Here is a 23,401-nt window from a genome sequence, read left to right as displayed (position 1 = left end):
CACCGGATTTCGCATGCGGTTCTCGGTGCGGGAAGTCACCAGGCGTGCGGCGGCGAGCTGACCGATGCGGGTCAGCTGGCGGCGGCGCCTACCGGGGCGACATTCTGTCCGCGCAGGCGCTGGGAGATGACCTGGGTGATGCCGTCGCCGCGCATGCTGACGCCGTAGAGGGCGTCGGCGATCTCCATGGTCGGCTTCTGGTGGGTGATGACGATCAGCTGGCTCTTCTCCCGCAGCTGCTCGAACAGGCCGATCAGGCGGCGCAGGTTGGTGTCGTCCAGCGCGGCCTCCACCTCGTCCATCACGTAGAACGGGGACGGGCGGGCCCGGAAGATGGCGACCAGCAGGGCCACCGCGGTGAGCGACTTCTCGCCACCGGACAGCAGCGAGAGCCGCTTGACCTTCTTGCCCGGCGGCCTGGCCTCCACCTCGATGCCGGTGGTGAGCATGTCGGACGGGTCGGTGAGGATCAGGCGGCCCTCGCCACCGGGGAACAGCTTCGCGAAGACGCCGACGAATTCGCGCTCCACATCCTCCCACGCCTCGGTGAACACCTGCAGGATCCGGGCGTCCACCTCGGCGACCACCTCCAGCAGGTCCTTGCGCGCGCTCTTGACGTCCTCGAGCTGGGTGGCCAGGAAGTTGTAGCGCTCCTCGAGCGCCGCGAACTCCTCCAGCGCAAGCGGATTCACCTTGCCGAGGGTGGTCAGGTCCTTCTCGGCGCGTTTGGCGCGGCGTTCCTGGGTGGCCCGGTCGTAGGGCATCGGCGCGGGCGCGGTGACCTGTTCGCCGCGCTCCTTCGCCTGCTCGTACTCCTGCCATTCCAGGTCGGTCGGCGGCAGCGGCACGTCGGGACCGTACTCGGCGATCAGGTCGTTGAGCGCGATGCCGAACTGCTCGGAGATGGTCGTCTCCAGCTGCTCGATGCGCAGTGCCGCTTGGGCTTTCGCCACCTCGTCGCGGTGCACCGCGTCGGTGAGCTGGGCCAGCTGGGTGGACAGCGCGCGCACCCGCTCCTTGACCTGCTCGACCTGAGCGGCGGCCTCGCCGCGCCTGCGGACCAGGTCGTCGCGGCGGGTACCCGCCTCGGCGACCACCTTTTCCAGCTCGGCGGCGACGCGCGCGCCGGATTCGGCCACGGCCGCGGCGACCTCGGCGGCCTTCTTGCGCGACGCCTGCGCGCGTTCCGCGCGGGCCCGGGTCTCGCGTTCGGCGCGGGCGGCCCGGCGCAGCGAATCCGCCTTGCCGCGAACCGATTCCGCGCGCTCCTCGGCGGTGCGCACGGACAGCCGCGCCTCCACCTCCATCGAGCGCGCCTCGGCCAGCGCGGCGGCCGCCTCCTCGCGCTCGCGGCCCGCCGTCTCGGTACCGGCGGAGGTGCCGTCGGAGTCGATCTCGGACTGTTCGAGTTCGGCGTTGCGCAGCCGGTCCTCGATCTCGGCCAGCGAGGTGAGCGCTTCCTCGCGGCTCGCCTCGGCCTCCGTGCGCTGGGCCAGCAGGCGCTCGCTGTCGGCCTGTGCGGTGCGGGCGGTGTGGCCGAGCCGGCCGAGCCGGTCGTAGATGGCGACCAGCGACTGGTCGGATTCGTGCAGCGCGAGCAGCGCCTGGTCGACGGCGTCCTTGCGATCGGTCTGTTCGGCCAGCGCGCCGGACAGCGCCGCCTCCAGCTCCTCGGCCCGGCGCTGCGCCGCGACCAGCTCGGACTTGGCGTTGTCGATATCGGCCTGGATCTCCAGCTGACTCGGCGCGCGGTCGGATCCGCCGAGCAGCCAACCGGATCCGGTGAGGTCGCCGTCGCGGGTGACCACCCGGAGGTCCGGCCGGGCGGCCACTACGGCCCGGGCGGCGGCCAGGTCGTCGACCACGGCGATGCCCGCGGTGAGTGCCGTGATCGCGGCGCGCACGGTGTCCGGGCACTCGACCACGTCGGTCAGCCAGCGCGCGGCGCCCGGCAGGGGTCCGAGTTGCGGACGGCTGCCGCCGTCGGCGCCGAAGACCAGCGCGGCACGTCCGCCGTCGGCGTCCTTCAACGCGCGGATGGCGTCGTGTGCCGATTCGCCGGTGTCGGCCGCGACGGCATCGGCGAGCGGGCCGAGCGCCGCGGCGACGGCCGCCTCGAATCCGCCGTGCACGCGCAACAGTCCGGACAGCGGGCCGAGCAGACCCTGGGACCGATGCTCGACCAGCCAGGCGGCGCCGTCGCGGCGGGCCAGGCCCATGCCGAGCGCCTCGATCCGCGCCGACAGCGACGCGACCCGCTTGCTCGCCTCGCGGTCCTGCTCGCGCAGCTCGGTCACGCGCTGGTCGGCCAGCGCCAGCGCCTGCACCGCGTGCTCGTGCTGTGCGTCCAGGCCCGCCTCGCCGGCGTCCAGCTCGCTGAGTTCGGTCTGCACCGTGTCGAATTCGGCCTGTGCCGCGTCGCCGCGCTGCCGCGCGTCGGCGATCGAGGTGGTGAGCCTGGCGATCTCGCCGTCGTAGGACTGGGCCCGGGTGCGCAGCGTGTCGACCTTGCCGACCAGCCGTGCCACGCCTTCGCGGCGGTCCGCGATCGCCCGCACGGCAGCCAGGTGCGCCTGCTCGGCGGCTTTGGCGGAGTGCTCGCGTTCAGCGAGCGCGTCGCGCGCGGCCTCGAGCGTCTCGGTCGCGATCTCGACCGCCTCGCGCAGCTCGGCCTCCTCGGCCTCCACCCGCTCGGCCTCGGCCTCCAGCTGCTCCGGGTCGCGCCCGCTGCCGACCGGGGTCTCGGTGTCCAGATGCCGGGCCCGGTCCTGGGCGATGCGGATGGTCGCGTTGACCCGCTCGGCCAGCGCGGAGAGCTGGAACCAGATCTGCGCGGCGGCCTCGGCGCTGGGGGTCAGCCGGGACAGCTGGAATTCCTGCTGCGCCAGTGCGGCATTGGCGGCGTCGAGTTCGCTCTGCACGTTGATGTGCTGCTCGCGGGCGTAGGCCTCCTTGCTCTGCTGGCTCTCCAGCTCGCCGCGCCGGGTCACCAGATCGTCGGCGGCCAGGCGCATGCGCGCGTCGCGCAGGTCGGCCTGCACGGTCTGCGCGCGGCGAGCCACCTCGGCCTGCCTGCCCAGCGGCTTGAGCTGGCGGCGCAGCTCGGTGGTGAGGTCGGTGAGGCGGGCCAGGTTGGCCTGCATGGCCTCGAGCTTGCGCACCGCCTTCTCTTTGCGCTTGCGGTGTTTGAGCACGCCAGCGGCCTCTTCGATGAACGCGCGCCGATCCTCCGGGCGCGATTCCAGAATGGCCGAGAGCTGCCCCTGCCCGACGATGACGTGCATCTCGCGGCCGATGCCGGAGTCGCTGAGCAGCTCCTGCACGTCCATCAGGCGGCAGGTGCTGCCGTTGATCTCGTACTCGCCCGCACCGTCGCGGAACATCCGGCGGGTGATGGACACCTCGGCGTAGTCGATCGGCAGCGCGCCGTCGGAGTTGTCGATGGTGAGGGTGACCTCGGCGCGGCCGAGCGGGGCCCGGCCCGCGGTGCCCGCGAAGATCACGTCCTGCATCTTGCCGCCGCGCAACGCCTTCGCGCCCTGCTCGCCCATGACCCAGGTCAGCGCGTCCACCACGTTGGACTTGCCGGATCCGTTCGGACCGACCACACAGGTGATACCCGGCTCCAACCGCAGCGTCGTCGCGGACGCGAAGGACTTGAAGCCCTTCAACGTCAGGCTCTTGAGATGCAAGTTCGACGACCTTTCCGTTTCCGATTGGCGGCCTTCGTCGGTCCGGCAAGCTGCCCATCGCGCACACCGCTCAGGTTCTGCCTGGTCAGCAGACGCGGGCGACCAGCCATGGTATCCGTCGCGGGTCGAATACCCCCGACGCGGGACGGACCCCCGTGACCACGCGGTGGTTCGGCGACACACGTAGGTTATCGAGTCATCCCGCAATCCCGGGTATTTCGATGTGCCCGACGTTTGCCGGACGCGTACTCAGTGTCTACCGCACCGGCCCCGGTGCCGCGACCGACGCGCCCACCACATGCAGGACGGCAGCGCGCCCGGACAGGACGGGCAGATGCTCGCAGGTAACGAACGCGGGCATCTTCATCGACCTCAACGGAACCGTTACACCAACAGAACGACGGACTCGCCGCACGCCCTGCCGCCCGGCGACGTCGCCGCATACGATCCATGCTGATTCGCCAGCGGGAATGTTTGGAGCGCCACAGGATGCCAGCCCCAGCCGGGACCTACACGGCGTTCCGGCTTGCCCGAATCGCGGCGCTCGTCGGCGGCAGTCTGTTGTTTCTCTACGCGTGTGAGAACAGCAAGAGCGCGATGCTCGCGGACAAGTGGGTCGAGGTCGCGATCGCGGGCGGGTTGTTGGCCGCCGGGCTCGGGGTGGCCTGGTTCGAGGTCAGACTGATCGACTATCCCGGTCACGACGAGGACGACGAGCCGGAGCGCGCGCCGGTTCGCTCGCGGCGGGCCGAAGAGGTCCGCCCGGTCGCTCGCCGGGACCGCGCCGGGCAGGCCCTCGACCTGGTACGCAAGAGCCGGTGGATGTCCAATCTGCTCGGCGCCGACGACGAACCCGCGGCCGATCGCGGTGCGGTACGGGAGTTCCTGGTCGAGTCCGAGGGCTGGTCGATGCGCGCGAAGATCGCCCGCTCCGGCGACCTGATCTTCCACGGCCACGATCTCGGCGGCACCTACCCCGCCTACGAATGGATGTGGGTCTTCCATCCCGATACCTTCCCCGCGATCCGCGAAGCGCTCGGCGACGACGAGGGCGAGATTCTCGACCTGCTCGAAGCGGTTGTCCCGCAGCTGGATCGGCACGGACGCCACGACCCGGGCGCCTGGCTGCGCGCCCACGACATCCCCGCGACCTATCGGGAGAAGGGCGTCAGCGCCACCCAGCAGACCCGCGAAATCCCGGTCCTGCGCCCCGGCCTCCCCCGCCCGACACCCCGGCGCGCGGAACCGCTTTCGGCCCGGTCACGCCGAAACGAACTGCCGTCCAAGCGCTCCCGGCGCGAACTGCGCGATGCCGAAACCCGGGACGAGGAGTCGTCACCCATCCCGGCCGTACCCGCGCGTTCGCGGCGGGATCCGGCACCCTCGGGCCGGTCCCGGCACTCGGATCCCGTACCAGCGCAGTCGTCTTACGACGAGCCGGAACCAGCGCGCTCGCGCCGGGATTCCCGGTCGCGCCGGTCCGGATACGACGACGCGGAACCGGCACCCGCACAGCGAGATCCGCTCTCGCGCCGATTCCGCTACGACGAGCCGGAACCGGCACCCGCAGAGCGAGATTCGGTCGCGCCCTCCCGATTCCGCCGCACCGACGCCGAACCGATCAGGTCCGGCTACGAGGATGCCGAACAGCAACGCCCGGTACGAGGTCCGATCGCGCCCTCGGGATACGCGGACTCCGAACTCTCGCGGACACCGATCGTGGATCTGGAATCCGCACGCGTGCAGTGGCCTTCCGCAGAACCGGCGCGTTCGTCGGCGGACAGTGTCGCGGCCACCCGGTCCCCCTACGACGAGCCCGCACCCGCCTGGGCACCCCGCGATGTGCCGGAGTCCGGACGCGCACCGCAGGACTACGCCCCGGCGCGGTCATCGTATGAAGACTTCGGGGCCGCTCGACCGGCCTACCCGGAACCGGCGCGGCCGCAGTGGGAGCACGATCCGGCACCGCACTACGCGGAGCCCGCTCCGCACTGGCCGGTCCGGGACGACAACGCACGACCCCCGCTCGAGCGGCGCCGACGGTCTGCGGCCGCCGAGCGACCGGGCCACGACGAGTTCGCACCGGCGCCCCAGGAGGATCCGGCGGAGGTGTGGGCGCGCCGCCAGCGGCTCGACGCCATCCAGGCGCAACTGGAGCAGCGCTCGCCGGAGCCGCCGCCGTCTCGCCGGGAAACCACACCGCCGCACAATAATTCGTACCTCGGCGATCCCGATCTGCCGCGCCAGCGCAGGGGCAGTTCGGCCGTGCCGCACGATTACCCGGAAGCGAGCCGGCTCGAACGACTTTCACCGCCCCGGCAGCGACCCGAACCGACCGCCGGGCCGTCCTGGCCCGAGCGGTCCATGCCGCGCCAGCGGCAGGCGCCTCCTCCGCCGAGGCAGCGCGACGACTACACCCGATCGTGGGACGACGAGCCGGACGAGTACAACCCGCCCGCCCGCCGCCGCCCTCGATCGAGCCCGCCGCCGGATCCGACCGGCTCGGGGCGGCACGCGTCGTCGCACAGCGCCACGCCGCCCTGGCCGTAAACCGGCGCCGGCCAGGGCACGCTCAGCCCAGGTGGCGTGAGTACCTACCGGATTCGAACCCGGTCAGCATCCGGAACACCAGCACCGCGCCCCACGGCCCGATCACCCAGATCGGCCACGGATAGGTGAACTCGCCGACGCTCAGCGAGATCGCACCCCAGATGAGCAGGACGAGCGCGCTCACCCCGAGCCAGCTCGTGCCCTCGATCTTCTGCCAGATCGGGATGCGCGACCGCGAATCAGCCTTACCGGCAGGCTCTTTCGGCAGCTTGGGCAGATCCGCGAGCACCAGCTGCAGATCGTCGGTCGTGGTCGTCGCGTACACCTGAGCGGTGCGCTGATCGTATTCGGCGAGGTCGATTCGCCCATCCTCCATGTGCCGGGCGAGCAGGCGCACCACCTTCTCCCGTTCGGCGTTCGAGGCGCGGGTACCGGTCGAGATTTCCATCCGAAGTTCCTTGTCGACGGTTCCACCCTCCATAGTGGAATATGAACCAAGAATGCACCTCCCATTGTGGAATGTCAATCCCTCGACCGGCCGAGGTGACCCGGCGCTGGTGTCGGCACCCCGGGCGCGGCAGTATGGACGGTGCTCAGCTCGCGGGCGCTCCGGATCCGCGTCGACGAAATCTCCTAGGAGGCATAGGTGTCGGAAACCGTGCGCGGTGTCATCGCCCGTAGCAAGGGTGCGCCGGTCGAGATCGTCGACGTGGTGATTCCCGATCCCGGCGCGTACGACGTGATCGTGCGGGTGCAGGCCTGCGGCGTCTGCCACACCGACCTGCACTACCGCGAGGGCGGCATCAACGACGAGTTCCCGTTCCTGCTCGGACACGAGGCCGCGGGCATCGTGGAGACCGTCGGCGACGCGGTCACGCACGTCGCGGTGGGCGACTTCGTGGTGCTGAACTGGCGGGCCGTGTGCGGCGAATGCCGCGCGTGTAAGCGCGGCCGGCCCTGGTACTGCTTCGCGAGCCACAACGCGAGCAAGAAGATGACGCTCACCGACGGCACCGAACTGAGCCCGGCGCTCGGCATCGGCGCCTTCGTGGACAAGACGCTGGTGCACGAGGGACAGTGCACCAAGGTCGATCCCGCCGCCGATCCCGCGGTGGCCGGGCTGCTCGGCTGCGGCGTGATGGCGGGCATCGGCGCGGCGCTGAACACCGGCAACGTGTCCCGCGGCGATACCGTCGCGGTGCTCGGGTGCGGCGGCGTCGGCGACGCCGCGATCGCCGGCGCGCGGCTGGCCGGCGCGAAGACCATCATCGCGGTCGATCGCGACGCCCGGAAGCTGAACTGGGCCAAGGACTTCGGCGCGACCCACACCGTCGACGCGAGCACCGAGGACGTGGTCGAGCGGATCCAGGAGTACACCGACGGCTTCGGCGCCGACGTCGTCATCGAGGCGGTCGGCCGCCCGGAGACCTGGAAGCAGGCGTTCTACGCCCGCGACCTGGCCGGCACCGTGGTCCTGGTCGGCGTCCCGACGCCGGACATGACCATCGAGATGCCGCTGATCGACCTGTTCTCCCGCGGTGGTGCGCTGAAGTCCTCCTGGTATGGGGACTGCCTGCCCGAACGTGATTTCCCGATGCTGGTCGACCTGCACCTGCAGGGCCGCCTGCCGCTGGAACGCTTTGTCACCGAACGTATCGCGCTCGATCAGGTGGAAGCGTCGTTCGCCGCGATGCAGGCCGGCGAGGTGCTCCGCTCGGTGGTGGTCCGGTGAAGATCGAGCGCGTAGTCACCTCCGGCACCTTCAGCCTCGACGGCGGCACCTGGGACGTCGACAACAACGTCTGGCTGCTCGGCGACGACCAGGACGTCCTCGTCATCGATGCCGCGCACGACGCGGACGCGATCGCCGAGGCGGTCGGCGCCCGCAATGTCGTCGCGATCCTGTGCACCCACGGGCACAACGACCACGTCACCGTCGCACCGGACTTGAGCGCCCGCCTCGACGCGCCGATCCTGCTGCACCCCGCCGACGATCCGCTCTGGCGGATGACCCACCCCGACGTCGACTACCGCTCGCTCGCCGACACTCCTCGAATCACCATGGGCGGCACCGACATCGACATCCTGCACACCCCAGGCCACTCCCCCGGCTCGGTCTCGCTGCACCTGCCCGAGGCCGCCGCGCTGTTCACCGGCGACACCCTGTTCTCCGGCGGCCCCGGCGCCACCGGCCGCTCCTTCTCCGACTTCGGCACCATCATCGAATCCATCCGCGACCGCCTGCTCACCCTGCCCGACGAGACCACCGTGCACACCGGCCACGGCGACACCACGACCATCGGCGCCGAAAAGCCCTCGCTCGCCGACTGGATCGCGCGCGGCCACTAAATCCCTTGCGGTCACCCGCGGTGCCGTTGTTAAGGTGTCGCTCGTGACTTCTCCAGAGGCGTCCAGACTCTAGCCACCTGTCGAACGACCAGGTGGCGTTCCCTCGCCATTCGCGAAACGACCTGCCCGCCAGGTCGTTCGACTCTGCGCGTCGCCCCGGGTCGGGGCGATATCAGCTCCGCCGCCCTCCGCTGTGCCGGATGGGTGGCTCGGTGTCGAACAGAGTCTGGAGTCTTTGTATGCCTGTGGTCATTTTCGTCTTGGGTCTGGCGGTATTCGCCCAGGGCACCTCGGAATTCATGCTGTCCGGGCTGATCGAGCCCATCGCCGCGGACGTCGGCGTCTCCCTCGGTTCAGCGGGATTGCTGACCTCACTCTTCGCCGTCGGAATGATCGTCGGCGCCCCGCTGATGGCGATGACCGCCGGCCGCTGGCCGACCCGGCACGCCCTGACCGGATGCCTGTCGCTGTTCGTGGCCGCGCACGTCGTCGGCGCGCTCACCTCGACGTTCGAGGTCCTCCTCGCCACCAGGGTGGTCGCCGCGATCGCCAACGCCGGATTCCTCGCGGTCGCCCTCGCCGCCCTACCCACCCTCGCGGGCGCGCACCGCGTCGGCCGCGCCACCTCGATCATCCTGTCCGGCGTAACCCTGGCCTGCATCGCAGGCGTCCCGGCCGGGGCGTTGCTCGGTCAAACCCTCGGCTGGCGCTCGGCGTTCTGGGCCGTCGTCGGGGTGAGTGTGCCCGCGCTGGTCGGTACTCGGCTGCTGGTTCGACCGGTGCCGCGGAGGCAGCGATCGGTCCGCGGCCCCCTCTGGCCCGAGTGGCGGGCACTCGGTCTGCCGCGCGTGCGGGTCGCGCTGATCCTCGGCGGTTTCGTGAACGCGGCCACCTTCGCCGCCTTCACCTACCTGGCCGTGATCACCACCGACGTCAGCGGCGCCACACCGGCCTGGACCCCAATAGTGCTGGCACTCTTCGGAATCGGATCATTCCTCGGCGTCACCCTCGCCGGCCGCTACGCCGACGAGCACGCACACGTCATCGTCGGCGCCGGAGCCGTTGCGCTGCCGATCATGTGGGCCGGCACAGCACTGATCGCCCACTCCCTGCCCGGCCTGCTGATCATGACCACCCTCGTCGGCGCCGCCTCCTTCGCGACCGGCTCCACCTGGATCGGCCGCATAGTCACCGCGGCAACCCCCACCGCCCCGCACCTCAGCGGCGCCTTCGCCACCGCCGCCCTCAACATCGGCGCCGCCATCGGCCCAGCCCTCGCAGGCCTGGCCATCAGCACCACCGGAACCCCGGCATCCGCCCTATGGACCAGCGCGGTCTTAGTGGCGACCGCTCTCGCAATCACCACCCTCACCCGCCGCCACTGGACCCCCGAACACTCACTGGATCAGGAACCCGGCTCCCGTATCAACACCCAGTGACCACGTGCCCGTGAGTGCCACATGGGACAACTCACGGGTCAACCCACACGCAGTTGCTCGTCGCCGAAGTCGGCGACGAGCTTCAGCACCCCACCGAGCGCGGATACGTACCGATCCAACACGTCTCGCGTGGATACCTCGCCCTGCTCGATCTGCGAGACTCGCGCCACGGATACACCCATCTGCTCCGCGACCTGTTTCTGATTGAGTCCGCGGTGCTTACGCAGTTCCGCCAACCGCCAGCCGCGGGCACGGTCTTCGAGGCGGTCGACGCCCGCCGCGAATTCTTCCGGCCCACCGGCACCCTCGATCGCGCGTTCGAGATGTCCGCTGTCGCGCCAGCGACGGTAGCTGGTCATCGGTGCAACTCCTCAGCTCGCTCGGAAAGATAAGCGTCGTACAGCTTTTCGGCTCGTGGTATGGCCTCTCGATACCATCGCCGCCACGCGCCGGACTTGTCGCCCGCCACCAGCATGATGGCCGATCGCCATGGGTCGAAGGCGAACAGAATGCGGATCTCGCTGTTTCCCGCAGACCCTGGTCGCAGCTCCTTCATGTTCGCGATCCGCGATCCGGCGATGCTGTCCACGAGCGGCCGCCCTTGGGCAGGCCCCGCTCGTTCCAGCAACAGAATCGCTTGGTTCACCAACGTGTGCGTTGCGCGGTCGGTCTGCCATAGCCCGTCGAGAAACTGCTCGACCTCGTCGGTTATGAAGATCTCCCACTCGTTCATCGACGGTACCTCCCCAACGTCCGCGTATCAAGGATTTCCTTAACAAGGATTGCTCGAGCGAATGCGGTCGAAGGTTAGGGTGTGGGTCCGACAAGTAGCTCTGACCAGCAGCGGCGGGCGCCGCCGAGGAGTTGCGCCTAGAGGATCGCGAAGGCGACTACCAGGCCGAGGGCGAAGTGGGCGGCGGCTACCACCAGGACCTCGGTGGTGTAGGTGTCGGCGTGCAGGGCGGCGCCGATGTCGATGCCGAGGGCTTTCTCGATGACCCGGACCGAGATGACCTGGGCGATGATGCCGACGAGGCCGAAGACGAGGGCGGCGATGAGGCCCTCGGAGAGCTTGCCGCCGGTACCGACCGCGAGGATGGCGAGCACGACGATGAAGGCCATGCTGATCATGCCCGCGGCGGTGACGATGATCGCGTTGGGCTTGCCCGCGACGACCAGCCCGCGCAGCTTGCCCGGCGTGGTCAGGTCGATGGCGTAGAACCCGACGAGCATGAGCACGAGACCGATGAGAGCGTAGAGGATGATCGCTCCCACGCCCTCGCCGAGCGAGCTCCAGTACCCCGATTCGAGGGCGACTGCGGTCATCATGATCCTTCCGGGGTGGTGGGGGCGATGCGGTGCGGGACGAAGGCGGAGCCGTCGTCGGTGATCAGTCCGGCGGTCTCCCGGATACCGAGTCCGGCGGCGGTGTCGCCGACGATCCAGGCGCCGAGCACGGGACGCATGTCGTCGAATTCCGGTAGCGGATCCAGCAATTGGTAGACGTAGCCCTCTTCGCCGTAGATGCCGCCGGTGGCGGTTTCCAGGCCTGCGCCGACGATGGTCATGTTGGCGCCCTCGCGGCCGAGCTTCGGCTTGCGGATGTATTCGGTAAGCTCGTTGGGCTGATCCAGGTACGCGGGCAACAGATTCGGGTGTCCGGGGTACATCTCCCACAGCACGGCGAGGATCGCCTTGTTGCTCAGCAAGGTCTTCCACAGCGGTTCGATCCACATGGTCTGCGGCAGGCTGCCGACGACCCGCTTGCCGAAGTCGTCGTCGAGCGCCCACTCCCACGGGTAGAGCTTGAAGATGGCCTCGATCGGCGCCTCGGCCAGATCGACGAAACGTTCCAGCTCCGTGTCGAATCCGACCTCTTCGATCGGCAACGCGATGGTGTCGAACCCCGCCTCGGCCGCGGTCTCCTGCAGGTAGGCGGTGGTGACGTTGTCCTCACCGGTGGCGTCCGCGCCGGACCAGCTGAAGTGCAGTTGCGCGGTCGGCAGGACGTCACGCAGCTCGGTCCAGCGCTCGACCAGCTTCTCGTGCAACGAATTCCACTGGTCGCCGCCCGGGTAGAGCGCGGTCAGCCAGTGCCACTGCACGATTGCCGCCTCCAGCAGCGAGGTCGGCGTATCCGCGTTGTACTCCAGGAGTTTCGCCGGACGACGCGCGTCGTAGCGCAGGTCGAACCGTCCGTAGACGTGCGGGTCACTGCGCCGCCAGGATTCGGCGATCGGCCCCCAACTCCATTCGGGCAGACCGAAATCCTTGAACCGACCGGTGAGCACGACATGCTCGACGGCGTTGAGGCACATCGAATGCAGCAGCTCGACATCGGCCTCGAGCGCGAGGATCTCGTCCATCTCGAACTCGTAGTACACCGACTCGTCCCAGTACGGACGCGGCTGCCCCGTGGCGTCGCGGCCGGGCACACCGTAGACGAGGCCCTGGCTCTCGGTGATCTGCTGCCAATCCGGCCGGGGCGTACTGCGCACTCGCCGCACTAGGACCCTCCGCCGGTGCTCTTGCTGCCGAGCCCGCCACGCTGGATCGTGGTGCCGCTCTTCGTCTTTATCTCCGCGCTCTTGGGTTTCACGGTGGTGCCGCCGGTCGGCGGCTTGCCGATGGTGGGGGTGCCGCCGTAGTAGTAGCGGTACTGCGGTCCGCCGCCGAGGATGATCAGGCCGGGGTTGATGCCGCCGTCACTGACGAAGCCGCGCCGCCCTTCGCCGCAGTAGCTGTCGTCGACGACGATGTCCTGACCGTTCTCGGTCTTCACACACGACGCGGTGACCCGGTCCGGCGCGCTGATCGCCCGATAGGCGAGATAACCGCCGCCGACCAGCGCCGCGACGCCGACGATCGCGACCCCGCCGATCATCACCCGCTTGCGTGTGCGTTTCTTCGCCACCTCGGCCGCGGCGGCGGCCTGCTGCGCTTCCTCGGCGCGCTTGCGTGCCTTGTCCCTGGCCCGCGCCTCGGCGACGGTCGGCGGACGCGGCTGGGTGATGCCCGGCTCCTGCCGCTGCACACTGCCGCGCCGCGGCGGGTCCGGTTGCGCGGCGGGAGTGGTCGTTTCGTGCGCTCCGGATGTGCTCGACGGTTGCTCCGTCGCGGGGGCCGGCTCGTTCTCGGGGCGCTCGTCGCCGGGATCGTTCGTGCTCACTGTCGAGTCCTCGTCCTATCCCGGCTCACCACTACCGCTCCTCGAATCCGGTCATATCACCCCGCGCGGGCTCCCAGCTTTCCACAACCAAGGTCACCCGACCAGGTGTGTCACCGGAACGTAGCAGTTCGAGCAAACGCGCGCAGTCGTCGCGGATCCCCTCCGCGACGACGTGCACCCGCCCGTCACGCGCGTTGGTGGCGTGCCCGGTCAACCCGAGTTCCAACGCGCGCGACCGCGTCCACCAGCGGAAACCCACCCCTTGGACGCGGCCGTGCACCCATGCGCTCAGCCGGACCAGCTCAGCGTCCTCGCCCATCAGGCCTCGATGTCGAAGGACAGGGTCACCTTCGTCCCCGCCTCCAGCGTCCGGCCGACCGTGCACGCCTTGTCGATGGCGCGCTGCACGGTAACCAGCAACCGCTCCCTCGCCTCCTGGTCCAGTTCACTGAGATCGAGCTGGAAGGTCTCGTCCAGCTGCGGGTACAGCTCGTTCTCCCGATCCGCGTCCCCCGATACCCGGATGGTCGCGTCGAAGGAGTCGCCGAGTTTGCGCGCGAGGGAGAAGTCGGCGCTCAACCCGGAGCAACCGGCCAGCGCGATCTTCAGCAGCTCGCCGGGGGTGAAGGCGCCCGGCACGCCCTGCGACGCGATCAGGACCTCGGCGCCGCGCGAGCTGCGTCCGGTGTACGCCCGCGTCCCGGTGCGCTCGACCCAGAGTTCGGTCGGTTGTGATGCCGCGGTCGCGGGTGTCTGTTCAGCCATGGGTCGATCCTGCCATTTCTCGTCGGAGTCCACTCACGCCTGCCAACGCGGCGCGGGCGGCCGGGCATTCCGGCGGGCGGGGCGATCCCGGCCACTCACTCCTGGAACCGGTAGCCCATCCCCGCCTCGGTCAGCAGGTGCTTGGGGTGGGACGGATCGTCCTCGAGCTTGCGCCGCAACTGGGCGAGATAGACGCGCAGGTAATGGGTTTCGGTCGCGTAGGACGGCCCCCACACCTCGCGCAGCAGCTCCTTGCGCCCGACCAGCTTGCCCTTGTTGCGCACCAGCATCTCGAGCATGCCCCACTCGGTGGGCGTGAGATGCACCGTCTCGTCGTTCTTGGTCACCTTCTTGGCGGCCAGGTCGACGGTGAACGACGAGGTCACCACCACCGGATCGGAGGAATCGGTGTCGGCCGCGCCGCGCCGGACCGCGGCGCGCAGCCGGGCGAGCAGTTCGTCCATGCCGAACGGCTTGGTGACGTAGTCGTCCGCGCCGGCGTCCAGGGCCTCGACCTTGTCCGCGGAGTCGGTGCGCGCGGAGAGCACGATCACCGGCGCCGAGGTCCAGCCGCGCAGCCCGGCCAGCACCTCGATGCCGTCGATGTCGGGCAGGCCGAGATCGAGGATGACCACGTCGGGGTGCTTGTCGGCGGCCGCACGCAACGCGGCGCCGCCGGTTCCCGCGGTGATCACCTCGTAGCCGCGGACCGACAGATTGATCCGCAGCGCGCGCACGATCTGCGGTTCGTCGTCGACCACCAGCACCTTGATCGCCGGGGCATCCTGCTTCTTGTCGGTCATCACGGCTTCCTGTGTGGTCCGGGGCGGCAACGCTCCCACTGTCGATGTATCCATCATCAGCTGCTCGCTTCCGTTTCGTCGGCAGGCAGGTCCACGATCATGGTCAATCCTCCGCCCGGGGTCGGTTCGGCGTGCACGGTGCCACCCATCGCCTCGACGAAACCGCGCACCACGGACAGGCCGAGCCCGACCCCGGTGGTGTTGTCGCGGTCGCCGAGCCGCTGGAACGGCTCGAAGAGTTGTTCCTCGGTACCCGGCGGCACGCCGGGACCGACGTCGACCACCGCGATGGAGATGCGGTCGCCCTCGCGTTCGGCGGTGACCCGGACCAGGGGGTGGGGGTCCGCGGCGCCGGCGGAGTGGGTCGACACCGCGTCGCGGGTCGCGTGCCGCAGTGCGTTATCGATGAGGTTGGCTACGACGCGTTCCAGCAGTCCGGCGTCCGCGCGCACGGAGACGTCGCCGACCTCGACCTTCACCCGGTCCATCGCCGCGCGCCGCAATCCACGCGCACCCATGCCGACGCTGACCAGCGCCCGGTGCACCACCTCGTCCATATACACCCGTTGCAGCTGCGGTTTCACCACGCCGACGGCCAGCCGGGACGAGTCCAGCAGGTTGCCCACCAGCGCGGTCAGCTGATCCACCGATTCCTCGATGGTCTCCAGCAATTCGGTGGTGTCCTCGGCGGAGAACTCGATGTCGTCGCTGCGCAGGCTGGACACCGCGGCCTTGGCCCCGGCCAGCGGCGTGCGCAGATCGTGGCTCACCGCGGACAGCAGCGCCCGGCGCAACCGGTCCGCCTCGAGCAGCGCGGCGGCGGCGCTGGCCTCCTCGGCGAGCCGGGATTGCCGGACCAGGCCGGCCGCCTGGTTGGCGACCGCGTTGAGCACCGGCCGGTCGGCGGCGGCCAGCGGGCGCCCGGCCAGCAGCAGCAAGCTGGACGCGTCCCCGGCCTGGATCACCGTCTCGGCGTCGGCGGTGCGCTGCGGCGGGTTCTGGCCCACCGCGGCGACCACCTGTTCGCCGCACAGCATGCTGACCGCGCGCAGGCCGTAGGTCTCCCTGACCTGTTCCAGCAGATTGGGCAGGTCCGCGCCGTGCAGCACGGCGCCGGCGAACAGGGTCAGCAGCTCGGCCTGCTGCGAGGCCCGGCGCGCCTGCCGGGTCAGTTTGGCGGCCACGTCGACCAACGCCGCCACCGCGACCGCGACGAACAGCAGCACCACCACCGTGACGAAGCTGTCCGGCTCGGCGATGGTCAGGCTGTAGCGCGGATCGGCGAAGAACCAGTTCAGCAGCAGCCCGGACAGCAGCGCCGAAAAGGCCGCGGGGATGACGCCGCCGAGCAACGCGACCGCGACGACGCCGATGAAGAACACCGCGCTGAGCCCGCCGAGCTGGAGGTAACCGTCCAGGAACGCGACGCCGAGCCCGCACACCGCGGAGGGCACCAGCACCGCCGCGAGCCAGGCCCGGATGGGCTGGCGCGGCATGAGCGAACCCTTGCGCAGGCCACGATGGGCCTCCTCGTGCGTGACCATGTGCACGTCGATCTTGCCGGACTGCTGCACCACGGTGGAGCCGATGCCCTCGTCGACCATCCGCGCCCACCGTGACCGCCGCGACGTGCCGAGAACCAGCTGGGTCGCGTTCACCTCGCGGGCGAATTCCAGCAGCGCGCTCGGCACATTGTCGCCGGTGATCGTGTGCAGCGAGGCGTCCAGACTGGCCGCCAGTTCACGCAACCGGTTCAATCGCTCGGTCGACACACCGGCCAGCCCGTCGCCGCGCACCACGTGCACCAGCACGAGTTCGGCACTGGCCTTGCTCGCGATGCGGCTGGCCCGGCGCACCACGGTCTCCGATTCCGGTCCTCCGGTCACCGCGACGACGACCCGCTCGCGGGCCTCCCACAGGTCGGTGATCTTGTGGTCGGCCCGGTACTTCGCGAGCGCGGCGTCGACCTGGTCCGCGAGCCACAGCAGCGCCAATTCCCTGAGCGCGGTGAGGTTTCCCGGCCGGAAGTAGTTGCGCAGCGCGGCGTCCACCTTGTCCGCCGCGTACACGTTGCCGTGGGAAAGTCTGCGCCGCAACGCTTCCGGCGTCAGATCGACCAGTTCGACCTGATCCGCGCCGCGCACGATGGCATCCGGCACGGTCTCGCGCTGCTGGATGCCGGTGATCTGCTCGACCACATCGTTGAGGCTTTCCAGGTGCTGCACGTTGACCGTGGAGATCACGTCGATGCCCGCGTCGAGGAGTTCTTCGACGTCCTGCCAACGCTTTTCGTGCTTGCCGCCCGGCGCGTTGGTGTGCGCCAGCTCGTCCACCAGCGCCACCGTCGGATTGCGGCGCAGCACCGCCTCGACGTCGAGCTCGGGCAGCTCGGTCCCGCGGTACTCCACCAGTTTCGGCGGAATCCGCTCGATGCCCTCCAGCAGCGCGGCGGTCTTGGCCCGCCCGTGGGTTTCCACCACCGCGGCCACCACGTCCCGGCCGCGCTCGATCCGCCGGTGTGCCTCGCCGAGCATGGCGTAGGTCTTGCCGACACCCGGCGCGGCACCGAGATAGATCCGGAGTTGCCCGCGTTTCACTCGTTCATCATTGCGCGTCGCGTGCCCTGATCCGAGCACCCCTCGGACGGATCGGCGCGCTGCACCCGATCCTCAGGCATCGAACGACGCCCGTTCGGCGACGCGCCAGGCGCGCACCCGGTCGTCCTCGACGACAACGCTCTGCACGCGCCGGTCCTCGCCTCGTGCCCCCAGCGCGCGGATGACCAGCGCGCAGCACACGAATCCGACGATGACGGCGACCGTGACAGCCGACATTTCGATCCTCTCGACAGCCGATGCGAACAACCGGTTGCGCTGGAGTGGTCCGCCTGGCCGGCCCTCCACTACTACCTCCCGGCCAGGAGATCGGGCCGATCTTTACGGTGTGTTGACGGTTCCGCCGCACTCTTTGACGGCATCCTTTCAGCTATCCGAAGCCGGGGTGTAAACGAAACGCAAAGGCAACCATTCGCCGCGCAAAGGAGTCGTAAACAACCTCGGCTAGCGCCTGATCGAAGACTTGACTCGCCAAGGCGCGCTCCACCACACGAGCGCTTGATGGAGGTTGGTTAATCATGTCTGTCGTGGTGTTCACGGTGCTCACCGTGGCGATCTTCGCCCTGCTGGGGCTGATCCAGCGAGGGGTGGAGAAGCTGTGATCGCGAACCTGATCGGTCTGGTTCTCGCCATCTCCGTCGCGGTGTACATGGTCGCGGCGCTGCTTTTCCCCGAGAGGTTCTAGGTGAACACGACTACGGCGGGGATCGCGTTCATCGCGTCCCTGATCATCGCGCTCGCCCTGGTGCATGTGCCGCTCGGCGACTACATGTACCGGGTCTACAACAACACCAAGCACTCGCGCGCGGAGCGCGTGCTGTACCGGGCCATCGGCGTGCAGCCGGAAGTGGAACAGACCTGGGGCGTGTATGCCCGCAGTGTGCTGGCCTTCTCGGCGGTCAGCATCCTGTTCCTCTTCTTCCTGCAGCTGCTCCAGGGCAAGCTGCCGCTGCACCTGACCGACCCCGGCACCGAGATGACCCCGGCGCTGGCCTGGAACACCGCGGTCAGCTTCGTGACGAACACGAACTGGCAGAACTACTCCGGCGAGTCCACCCAGGGTCACCTGGTGCAGATGGCCGGGCTCGCGGTGCAGAACTTCGTCTCCGCCGCCGTCGGCATGGCCGTCGCGGTCGCGCTGGTGCGCGGCTTCGCCCGCAGGCACACCGGCGATCTCGGTAACTTCTGGGTGGACCTGGTGCGCGGCACCATTCGCATCCTGCTGCCGATCGCGTTCGTGTTCGCGATCGTGCTGGTCGCGGGCGGCGTGATCCAGAACTTCCACCTGCACGACCAGGTCGCGCAGACGCTCAACGGCACCGAGCAGACCATCACCGGCGGCCCGGTGGCGAGCCAGGAGGTGATCAAGGAGCTCGGCACCAACGGCGGCGGCTTCTACAACGCCAACTCCTCGCACCCGTTCGAGAACCCCACCACCTGGACCAACTGGATCGAGATCTTCCTGATCCTGGTGATCAGCTTCTCCCTGCCCCGCACCTTCGGCCGGATGGTCGGCAGCAAGAAGCAGGGCGTGGCCATCGTCGCGGTGATGGGCACGATCGCGATCGTCAGCGTGGCGTTGAGCAATGTCTTCCAGCTCGCGCACCACGGCACCGTGCCCACGGCGATCGGCGCGTCCCTGGAGGGCGTCGAAACCCGTTTCGGCGTAGCCGATTCCGCGACCTTCTCCGGCGCGACCACGCTGACCTCGACCGGCGCCGTCGACTCGTTCCACGATTCCTACACCAGCCTCGGCGGCATGATGACGATGTTCAACATGCAGCTCGGCGAGGTGGCGCCGGGCGGAACGGGTTCCGGGCTCTACGGCATGCTCATCCTCGCGGTGATCACCGTGTTCGTCGCGGGCCTGATGGTCGGGCGCACACCGGAATACCTCGGCAAGAAGATCACCCCGCGCGAGATCAAGCTCGCCGCTTCCTATTTCCTGGTCAGCCCGCTGATCGTGCTGATCGGCACCGCGATCGCGATGGCCATGCCCGGCCAGCGCGCCGCGATGGCCAACACGGGACCGCACGGGCTCTCGGAAGTGTTGTACGCCTTCACTTCCGCGGCGAACAACAACGGCTCGGCGTTCGCCGGGCTGTCCGGCAACACCGAGTGGTACAACACCGCGCTCGGCCTCGCGATGGTCTTCGGCCGGTTCCTGCCGATCATCTTCGTGCTCGCGCTCGCCGGTTCGCTGGCCAAGCAGGGCAACACCCCCGAGTCGATCGGCACGCTGCCGACGCACCGGCCGCAGTTCGTCGGCATGGTCGTCGGCACCACCGTGATCCTGGTCGCGCTCACCTTCCTGCCCGCACTCGCGCTCGGGCCGCTCGCCGAAGGAATCCACTGAAATGACTACTCCCACTACCGAAGTCACCGTTCCGGACGAGTTCAACGAGTCGAAAAGGCAGCTGGCGCAGAAGGCGGGCCGGGTGCCGCGCGGTGCCCTCGACCCGAAGATGCTGCTGACCTCGCTGCCCGACGCGGTGCGCAAACTGGACCCGCGCACCATGTGGCGCAACCCGGTGATGTTCATCGTCGAGATCGGCGCCGTCTGGTCCACCGTGCTCGCGATCAGCGATCCCACCTTCTTCGCCTGGGCGATCGTGGTGTGGTTGTGGCTCACCGTGATCTTCGCCAATCTGGCCGAGGCGGTGGCCGAGGGCCGCGGCAAGGCGCAGGCCGATACGTTGCGCAAGGCCAAAACCGACACCGTCGCACGGCGTCTGGTGAACTGGACGCCCGGCGGTCAGGCCGTCGAGGAGGGTGTCGCCGCGCCGGAGCTGCAACGCGGCGATCACGTCGTGGTCGAGGCCGGACAGGTCATTCCCGGTGACGGCGACGTCGTGGAAGGCATTGCCTCCGTGGACGAATCGGCGATCACCGGGGAATCCGCGCCGGTGATCCGGGAATCCGGCGGTGACCGCTCCGCGGTGACCGGCGGCACCACGGTGCTGTCCGACCGGATCGTCGTCAAGATCACCCAGGAGCCGGGCAAGAGCTTCATCGACAAGATGATCGCCCTGGTCGAGGGCGCGAGCAGGCAGAAGACGCCGAACGAGATCGCGCTCAACATCCTGCTCGCCTCGCTGACCATCATCTTCGTCTTCGCGGTGGTCACCCTGCAGCCGCTGGCGATCTTCGCCAAGGCGAACAACCCCGGCGTGCCGGACACGTCGGCCCTGGACGTCAACGGGATCACCGGGATCGTCATGGTCTCGCTGCTGGTGTGCCTGATCCCCACCACCATCGGCGCGCTGCTCTCGGCCATCGGCATCGCGGGCATGGACCGGCTCGTGCAGCGCAACGTGCTGGCCATGTCCGGCCGTGCGGTCGAGGCGGCCGGCGACGTGAACACGCTGCTGCTGGACAAGACCGGCACCATCACCCTCGGCAACCGGCAGGCCTCGGAATTCGTTCCGATGCCTGGCATTTCGGCCGACGAGCTGGCCGACGCGGCGCAGCTGTCCAGCCTCGCCGACGAGACGCCGGAGGGTCGCTCCATCGTCGTCTACGCCAAGCAGGCGTTCGGCAAGCGCGAGCGCACGCCCGGCGAGCTGAAGGGCGCGACCTGGGTGGAATTCACCGCGCAGACCCGGATGTCGGGGGTCGACCTGCACGACGGGCACCAGCTGCGCAAGGGCGCGGCCAGCGCGGTCATCGAATGGGTGCGCGCGCAAGGCGGCAACGTGCCCGGCGAGGCCGGCGTGACCGTCGACGGCGTCTCCGCCTCCGGTGGTACGCCGCTGGTGGTCGGCGAGGTCAGCGACGGCACCGCGCGGCTGCTCGGCGTCATCCACCTCAAGGACGTGGTCAAGCAGGGCATGCGCGAGCGGTTCGACGAGATGCGCCGGATGGGCATCCGCACCGTCATGATCACCGGCGACAATCCGTTGACCGCCAAGGCGATCGCCGACGAGGCGGGCGTGGACGACTTCCTCGCCGAGGCCACACCGGAGGACAAGCTGGCGCTGATCAAGCAGGAGCAGGCCGGCGGCAGGCTGGTCGCGATGACCGGCGACGGCACCAACGACGCGCCTGCGCTGGCCCAGGCGGACGTGGGTGTCGCGATGAACACCGGCACCTCGGCGGCCAAAGAGGCAGGCAACATGGTCGATCTGGATTCCGATCCGACCAAGCTGATCGAGATCGTGGAGATCGGCAAGCAGCTGCTCATCACCCGCGGAGCGCTGACCACGTTCTCCATCGCCAACGACATCGCCAAGTACTTCGCCATCCTGCCCGCACTGTTCATCGCGCTGTTCCCCGGCCTGGACGCGCTGAACATCATGCGGCTGCACAGCCCGCAGTCGGCGATCCTGTCCGCGGTCATCTTCAACGCGATCATCATCGTCGCGCTGATCCCGCTGTCGCTGCGCGGCGTGAACTACACGCCGTCCAACGCGTCGAAGTTGTTGAGCCGCAACCTGTTGATCTACGGCCTCGGCGGCATCGTCGCGCCGTTCATCGGCATCAAGATCATCGACCTCGTCGTCCAACTCCTCCCTGGGATGTCCTGACATGCAGTTCTCAACTTGGATCCGGCAGCACTTCGCCGCGTTGCGGGCGCTGCTCGTGCTCACGGTAATCACCGGAATCGTCTACCCCCTCGCGGTTTTCGCGGTCGCTCAGATACCCGGCCTGCACGACAAGGCGGACGGCTCGCTGATCACCGTCGACGGAAAGACGGTGGGCTCCAGCCTGATCGGGCAGTCCTTCACCGATCCCGACGGCAAGGCGCTGGTGCAGTACTTCCAGAGCCGGCCGTCCGCGGCGGGCAGCAACGGCTACGACCCGCTGGCCACCGCGGCAAGCAACCTCGGCCCGGAGAGCATCGTGGACACCCTCGACGCCGACCCGGCCAAGGCCAAGCCGAGCCTGCTATCCACCGTGTGCGCGCGCAGCAAGGAGGTCGGCGACCGTGAGGGGGTCGACGGCGCCCGCCCGTTCTGCACGAAAGACGGCGTCGGCGCGGTGCTTTCGGTGATCGGGCCGCGCGACACCGACGGTCAGGTCGCGCACCCCACCCGGGTGGTGAGCGTCAACGAGGTGTGCCCGGCGACGCCGTTCCTGTCCAGCTACCAGGGTGTCCAGGTCGAGTGCGCCAAGCCGGGCGAGGACTACTCGGCCGGCCGGATCGTCCCGATCTTCGGCGACGCGTCCGTCGACACCCCGGTCCCCACGGACGCGGTCACCGCCAGTGGCAGCGGGCTTGACCCGCACATCTCGCCCAGGTACGCGGACATCCAGATCGCGCGAGTCGCCATGGCCCGCAACGTCTCCGCGGACCAGGTGCGCGCCCTCGTGGACGCGCACACCAGCGGTCGCGACCTCGGTTTCCTCGGTGAACCGCGGGTCAACGTGGTCGAGCTGAACCTCGATCTCGACCGGAAGTACCCGTTCCGCGGGTGACCCGAGCAAGTCCGACGAGGGCCGGTGACGTCAGGTCACCGGCCCTCGTCGGTTTCAGTGCTCCGCGGACCCGGTCCACCGGCCGTGCTGCGCCGCCGAAGCGGTCAGGCGTCGTCCTGCTCGGGGCGGGGGCCCAGTGGGAGCAACGGGGCGTGCGGTACCAGGCAGAACGGGTGGCCGGCCGGGTCGAGCATGACTCGCCAGGTTTTCGGGTCCGGTTGCACCTCGGCGACGCGGGCGCCCAACTCGATCGCCGCGGCCTGCGCGTCCTCGATATTGTCGACCTTGAGTTCGAAATGGATATTGTTCGGGGTGTCACCCCCGGGCCAGGTCGGCGGTCGATAGTCGGGCACCGTCAGCGCGCACAGCGAACCGCGCTCGGTCTGCACTACGGCCAAATCATCGGCACGATAAACGATCTCCCCGCCGAGCAAAGCGGCCCAGAACGTCGCCAGCTCCTCCTTGTCGGCACAGTTCAACGTGATCAGACTCAACTGAGCGATAGCCACGTCTCGATCGTACGGCCGCGACAACAGGGCGCGCCAAGATTGGCGCCGCCGGGTCCGCTCACCGGACCGGGCGGCAGGCAGGCCCATCGGCG

General features: G+C 69.2%; 21 protein-coding genes. 8 read left to right on the top strand and 13 right to left on the bottom strand.

Annotation, left to right across the window (positions count from 1 at the left end):
• Window positions 1-71: 71 nt before the first annotated feature.
• Window positions 72-3,692: a chromosome segregation protein SMC gene (gene smc / locus ACFQ9K_RS05680; RefSeq protein ID WP_378719614.1), complete on the bottom strand. Its 3,621-nt coding sequence runs from the start codon at window positions 3,690-3,692 to the stop codon at window positions 72-74.
• A gap of 489 nt (window positions 3,693-4,181) precedes the next feature.
• On the opposite strand from smc, the gene ACFQ9K_RS05675 reads away from it, so the two are divergent.
• Window positions 4,182-6,242: a hypothetical protein gene (locus ACFQ9K_RS05675; protein WP_378719616.1), complete on the top strand. Its 2,061-nt coding sequence runs from the start codon at window positions 4,182-4,184 to the stop codon at window positions 6,240-6,242.
• Between the two features lie 22 nt (window positions 6,243-6,264).
• Here the strand turns inward: ACFQ9K_RS05675 and ACFQ9K_RS05670 are convergent, their stop codons facing one another.
• Complete coding sequence (locus ACFQ9K_RS05670) at window positions 6,265-6,690, bottom strand: DUF1707 domain-containing protein (RefSeq protein ID WP_378719617.1); 426 nt, start codon at window positions 6,688-6,690, stop codon at window positions 6,265-6,267.
• A gap of 198 nt (window positions 6,691-6,888) precedes the next feature.
• Here ACFQ9K_RS05670 and ACFQ9K_RS05665 point away from each other — a divergent pair, with 198 nt between their 5' ends.
• The 3 genes from ACFQ9K_RS05665 to ACFQ9K_RS05655 all read left to right on the top strand — a co-directional run bounded on the left by ACFQ9K_RS05665 (window position 6,889) and on the right by ACFQ9K_RS05655 (window position 10,030).
• Window positions 6,889-7,974, top strand: a complete 1,086-nt coding sequence (locus ACFQ9K_RS05665) for an S-(hydroxymethyl)mycothiol dehydrogenase (protein ID WP_378719619.1) — start codon at window positions 6,889-6,891, stop codon at window positions 7,972-7,974.
• Window positions 7,971-8,591: an MBL fold metallo-hydrolase gene (locus ACFQ9K_RS05660; RefSeq protein ID WP_378719621.1), complete on the top strand. Its 621-nt coding sequence runs from the start codon at window positions 7,971-7,973 to the stop codon at window positions 8,589-8,591. Before ACFQ9K_RS05665 ends, ACFQ9K_RS05660 begins: the two co-directional genes overlap by 4 nt.
• A 239-nt stretch (window positions 8,592-8,830) precedes the next feature.
• Window positions 8,831-10,030: a Cmx/CmrA family chloramphenicol efflux MFS transporter gene (locus ACFQ9K_RS05655; protein WP_378719623.1), complete on the top strand. Its 1,200-nt coding sequence runs from the start codon at window positions 8,831-8,833 to the stop codon at window positions 10,028-10,030.
• Between the two features lie 38 nt (window positions 10,031-10,068).
• On the opposite strand, the gene ACFQ9K_RS05650 is transcribed toward ACFQ9K_RS05655, so the two are convergent.
• From ACFQ9K_RS05650 to ACFQ9K_RS05605, 10 genes are all read right to left on the bottom strand, one after another.
• A complete protein-coding gene (locus ACFQ9K_RS05650) occupies window positions 10,069-10,389 on the bottom strand; it encodes a helix-turn-helix domain-containing protein (protein ID WP_378719625.1) in 321 nt (106 codons plus the stop codon).
• Window positions 10,386-10,763: a type II toxin-antitoxin system RelE/ParE family toxin gene (locus ACFQ9K_RS05645; RefSeq protein ID WP_378719627.1), complete on the bottom strand. Its 378-nt coding sequence runs from the start codon at window positions 10,761-10,763 to the stop codon at window positions 10,386-10,388. The genes ACFQ9K_RS05650 and ACFQ9K_RS05645 overlap by 4 nt, the downstream gene beginning before the upstream one ends.
• A 137-nt stretch (window positions 10,764-10,900) precedes the next feature.
• Window positions 10,901-11,356 (bottom strand): DUF350 domain-containing protein, encoded by a 456-nt coding sequence (locus tag ACFQ9K_RS05640; RefSeq protein WP_378719629.1) that lies wholly within the window; start codon window positions 11,354-11,356, stop codon window positions 10,901-10,903.
• The gene (locus ACFQ9K_RS05635; RefSeq protein WP_378719630.1) at window positions 11,356-12,537 is read right to left on the bottom strand and encodes a glutathionylspermidine synthase family protein; all 1,182 of its coding nucleotides are present in this window, start codon (window positions 12,535-12,537) and stop codon (window positions 11,356-11,358) included. The genes ACFQ9K_RS05640 and ACFQ9K_RS05635 overlap by 1 nt, the downstream gene beginning before the upstream one ends.
• Window positions 12,537-13,064 (bottom strand): hypothetical protein, encoded by a 528-nt coding sequence (locus tag ACFQ9K_RS05630; RefSeq protein WP_378719666.1) that lies wholly within the window; start codon window positions 13,062-13,064, stop codon window positions 12,537-12,539. The genes ACFQ9K_RS05635 and ACFQ9K_RS05630 overlap by 1 nt, the downstream gene beginning before the upstream one ends.
• 166 nt (window positions 13,065-13,230) lie before the next feature.
• Window positions 13,231-13,518, bottom strand: coding sequence for an acylphosphatase (locus ACFQ9K_RS05625; protein ID WP_378719632.1), 288 nt, complete (start codon window positions 13,516-13,518; stop codon window positions 13,231-13,233).
• Window positions 13,518-13,964, bottom strand: a complete 447-nt coding sequence (locus ACFQ9K_RS05620; RefSeq protein ID WP_378719633.1) for an OsmC family protein — start codon at window positions 13,962-13,964, stop codon at window positions 13,518-13,520. The genes ACFQ9K_RS05625 and ACFQ9K_RS05620 overlap by 1 nt, the downstream gene beginning before the upstream one ends.
• A gap of 95 nt (window positions 13,965-14,059) precedes the next feature.
• A complete protein-coding gene (locus tag ACFQ9K_RS05615; RefSeq protein ID WP_150405534.1) occupies window positions 14,060-14,767 on the bottom strand; it encodes a response regulator in 708 nt (235 codons plus the stop codon).
• Window positions 14,768-14,823: 56 nt separating this feature from the next.
• The gene (locus tag ACFQ9K_RS05610) at window positions 14,824-17,364 is read right to left on the bottom strand and encodes an ATP-binding protein (protein ID WP_378719636.1); all 2,541 of its coding nucleotides are present in this window, start codon (window positions 17,362-17,364) and stop codon (window positions 14,824-14,826) included.
• A 72-nt stretch (window positions 17,365-17,436) separates the two neighbouring features.
• Window positions 17,437-17,601, bottom strand: a complete 165-nt coding sequence (locus ACFQ9K_RS05605; RefSeq protein ID WP_378719639.1) for a hypothetical protein — start codon at window positions 17,599-17,601, stop codon at window positions 17,437-17,439.
• A gap of 379 nt (window positions 17,602-17,980) precedes the next feature.
• Between ACFQ9K_RS05605 and ACFQ9K_RS05600 the strand changes: the two genes are divergently transcribed.
• The 4 genes from ACFQ9K_RS05600 to ACFQ9K_RS05585 all read left to right on the top strand — a co-directional run bounded on the left by ACFQ9K_RS05600 (window position 17,981) and on the right by ACFQ9K_RS05585 (window position 22,800).
• Window positions 17,981-18,067 carry a potassium-transporting ATPase subunit F gene (locus ACFQ9K_RS05600; RefSeq protein WP_223885482.1) on the top strand — a complete coding sequence of 29 codons (87 nt, stop codon included), beginning with the start codon at window positions 17,981-17,983 and terminating at the stop codon, window positions 18,065-18,067.
• Window positions 18,068-19,738, top strand: a complete 1,671-nt coding sequence (gene kdpA, locus ACFQ9K_RS05595; protein WP_378719641.1) for a potassium-transporting ATPase subunit KdpA — start codon at window positions 18,068-18,070, stop codon at window positions 19,736-19,738. It abuts the gene before it with no gap.
• Between the two features lie 109 nt (window positions 19,739-19,847).
• Window positions 19,848-21,908, top strand: a complete 2,061-nt coding sequence (gene kdpB, locus ACFQ9K_RS05590) for a potassium-transporting ATPase subunit KdpB (protein WP_378719669.1) — start codon at window positions 19,848-19,850, stop codon at window positions 21,906-21,908.
• 1 nt (window position 21,909) lies between these two features.
• Window positions 21,910-22,800, top strand: coding sequence for a potassium-transporting ATPase subunit C (locus ACFQ9K_RS05585; protein WP_378719643.1), 891 nt, complete (start codon window positions 21,910-21,912; stop codon window positions 22,798-22,800).
• A gap of 104 nt (window positions 22,801-22,904) precedes the next feature.
• Here ACFQ9K_RS05585 and ACFQ9K_RS05580 read toward each other — a convergent pair whose 3' ends face one another.
• Window positions 22,905-23,309 (bottom strand): VOC family protein, encoded by a 405-nt coding sequence (locus ACFQ9K_RS05580; protein ID WP_378719646.1) that lies wholly within the window; start codon window positions 23,307-23,309, stop codon window positions 22,905-22,907.
• Window positions 23,310-23,401: the final 92 nt, after the last annotated feature.

It is taken from the genome of Nocardia sp. NPDC056564, from assembly GCF_042793755.1.
Classification (GTDB): Bacteria; Actinomycetota; Actinomycetes; order Mycobacteriales; family Mycobacteriaceae; genus Nocardia.
Note: the sequence above shows the minus strand (reverse complement) of the source record. Positions and strands in the feature narration are given on the sequence as shown.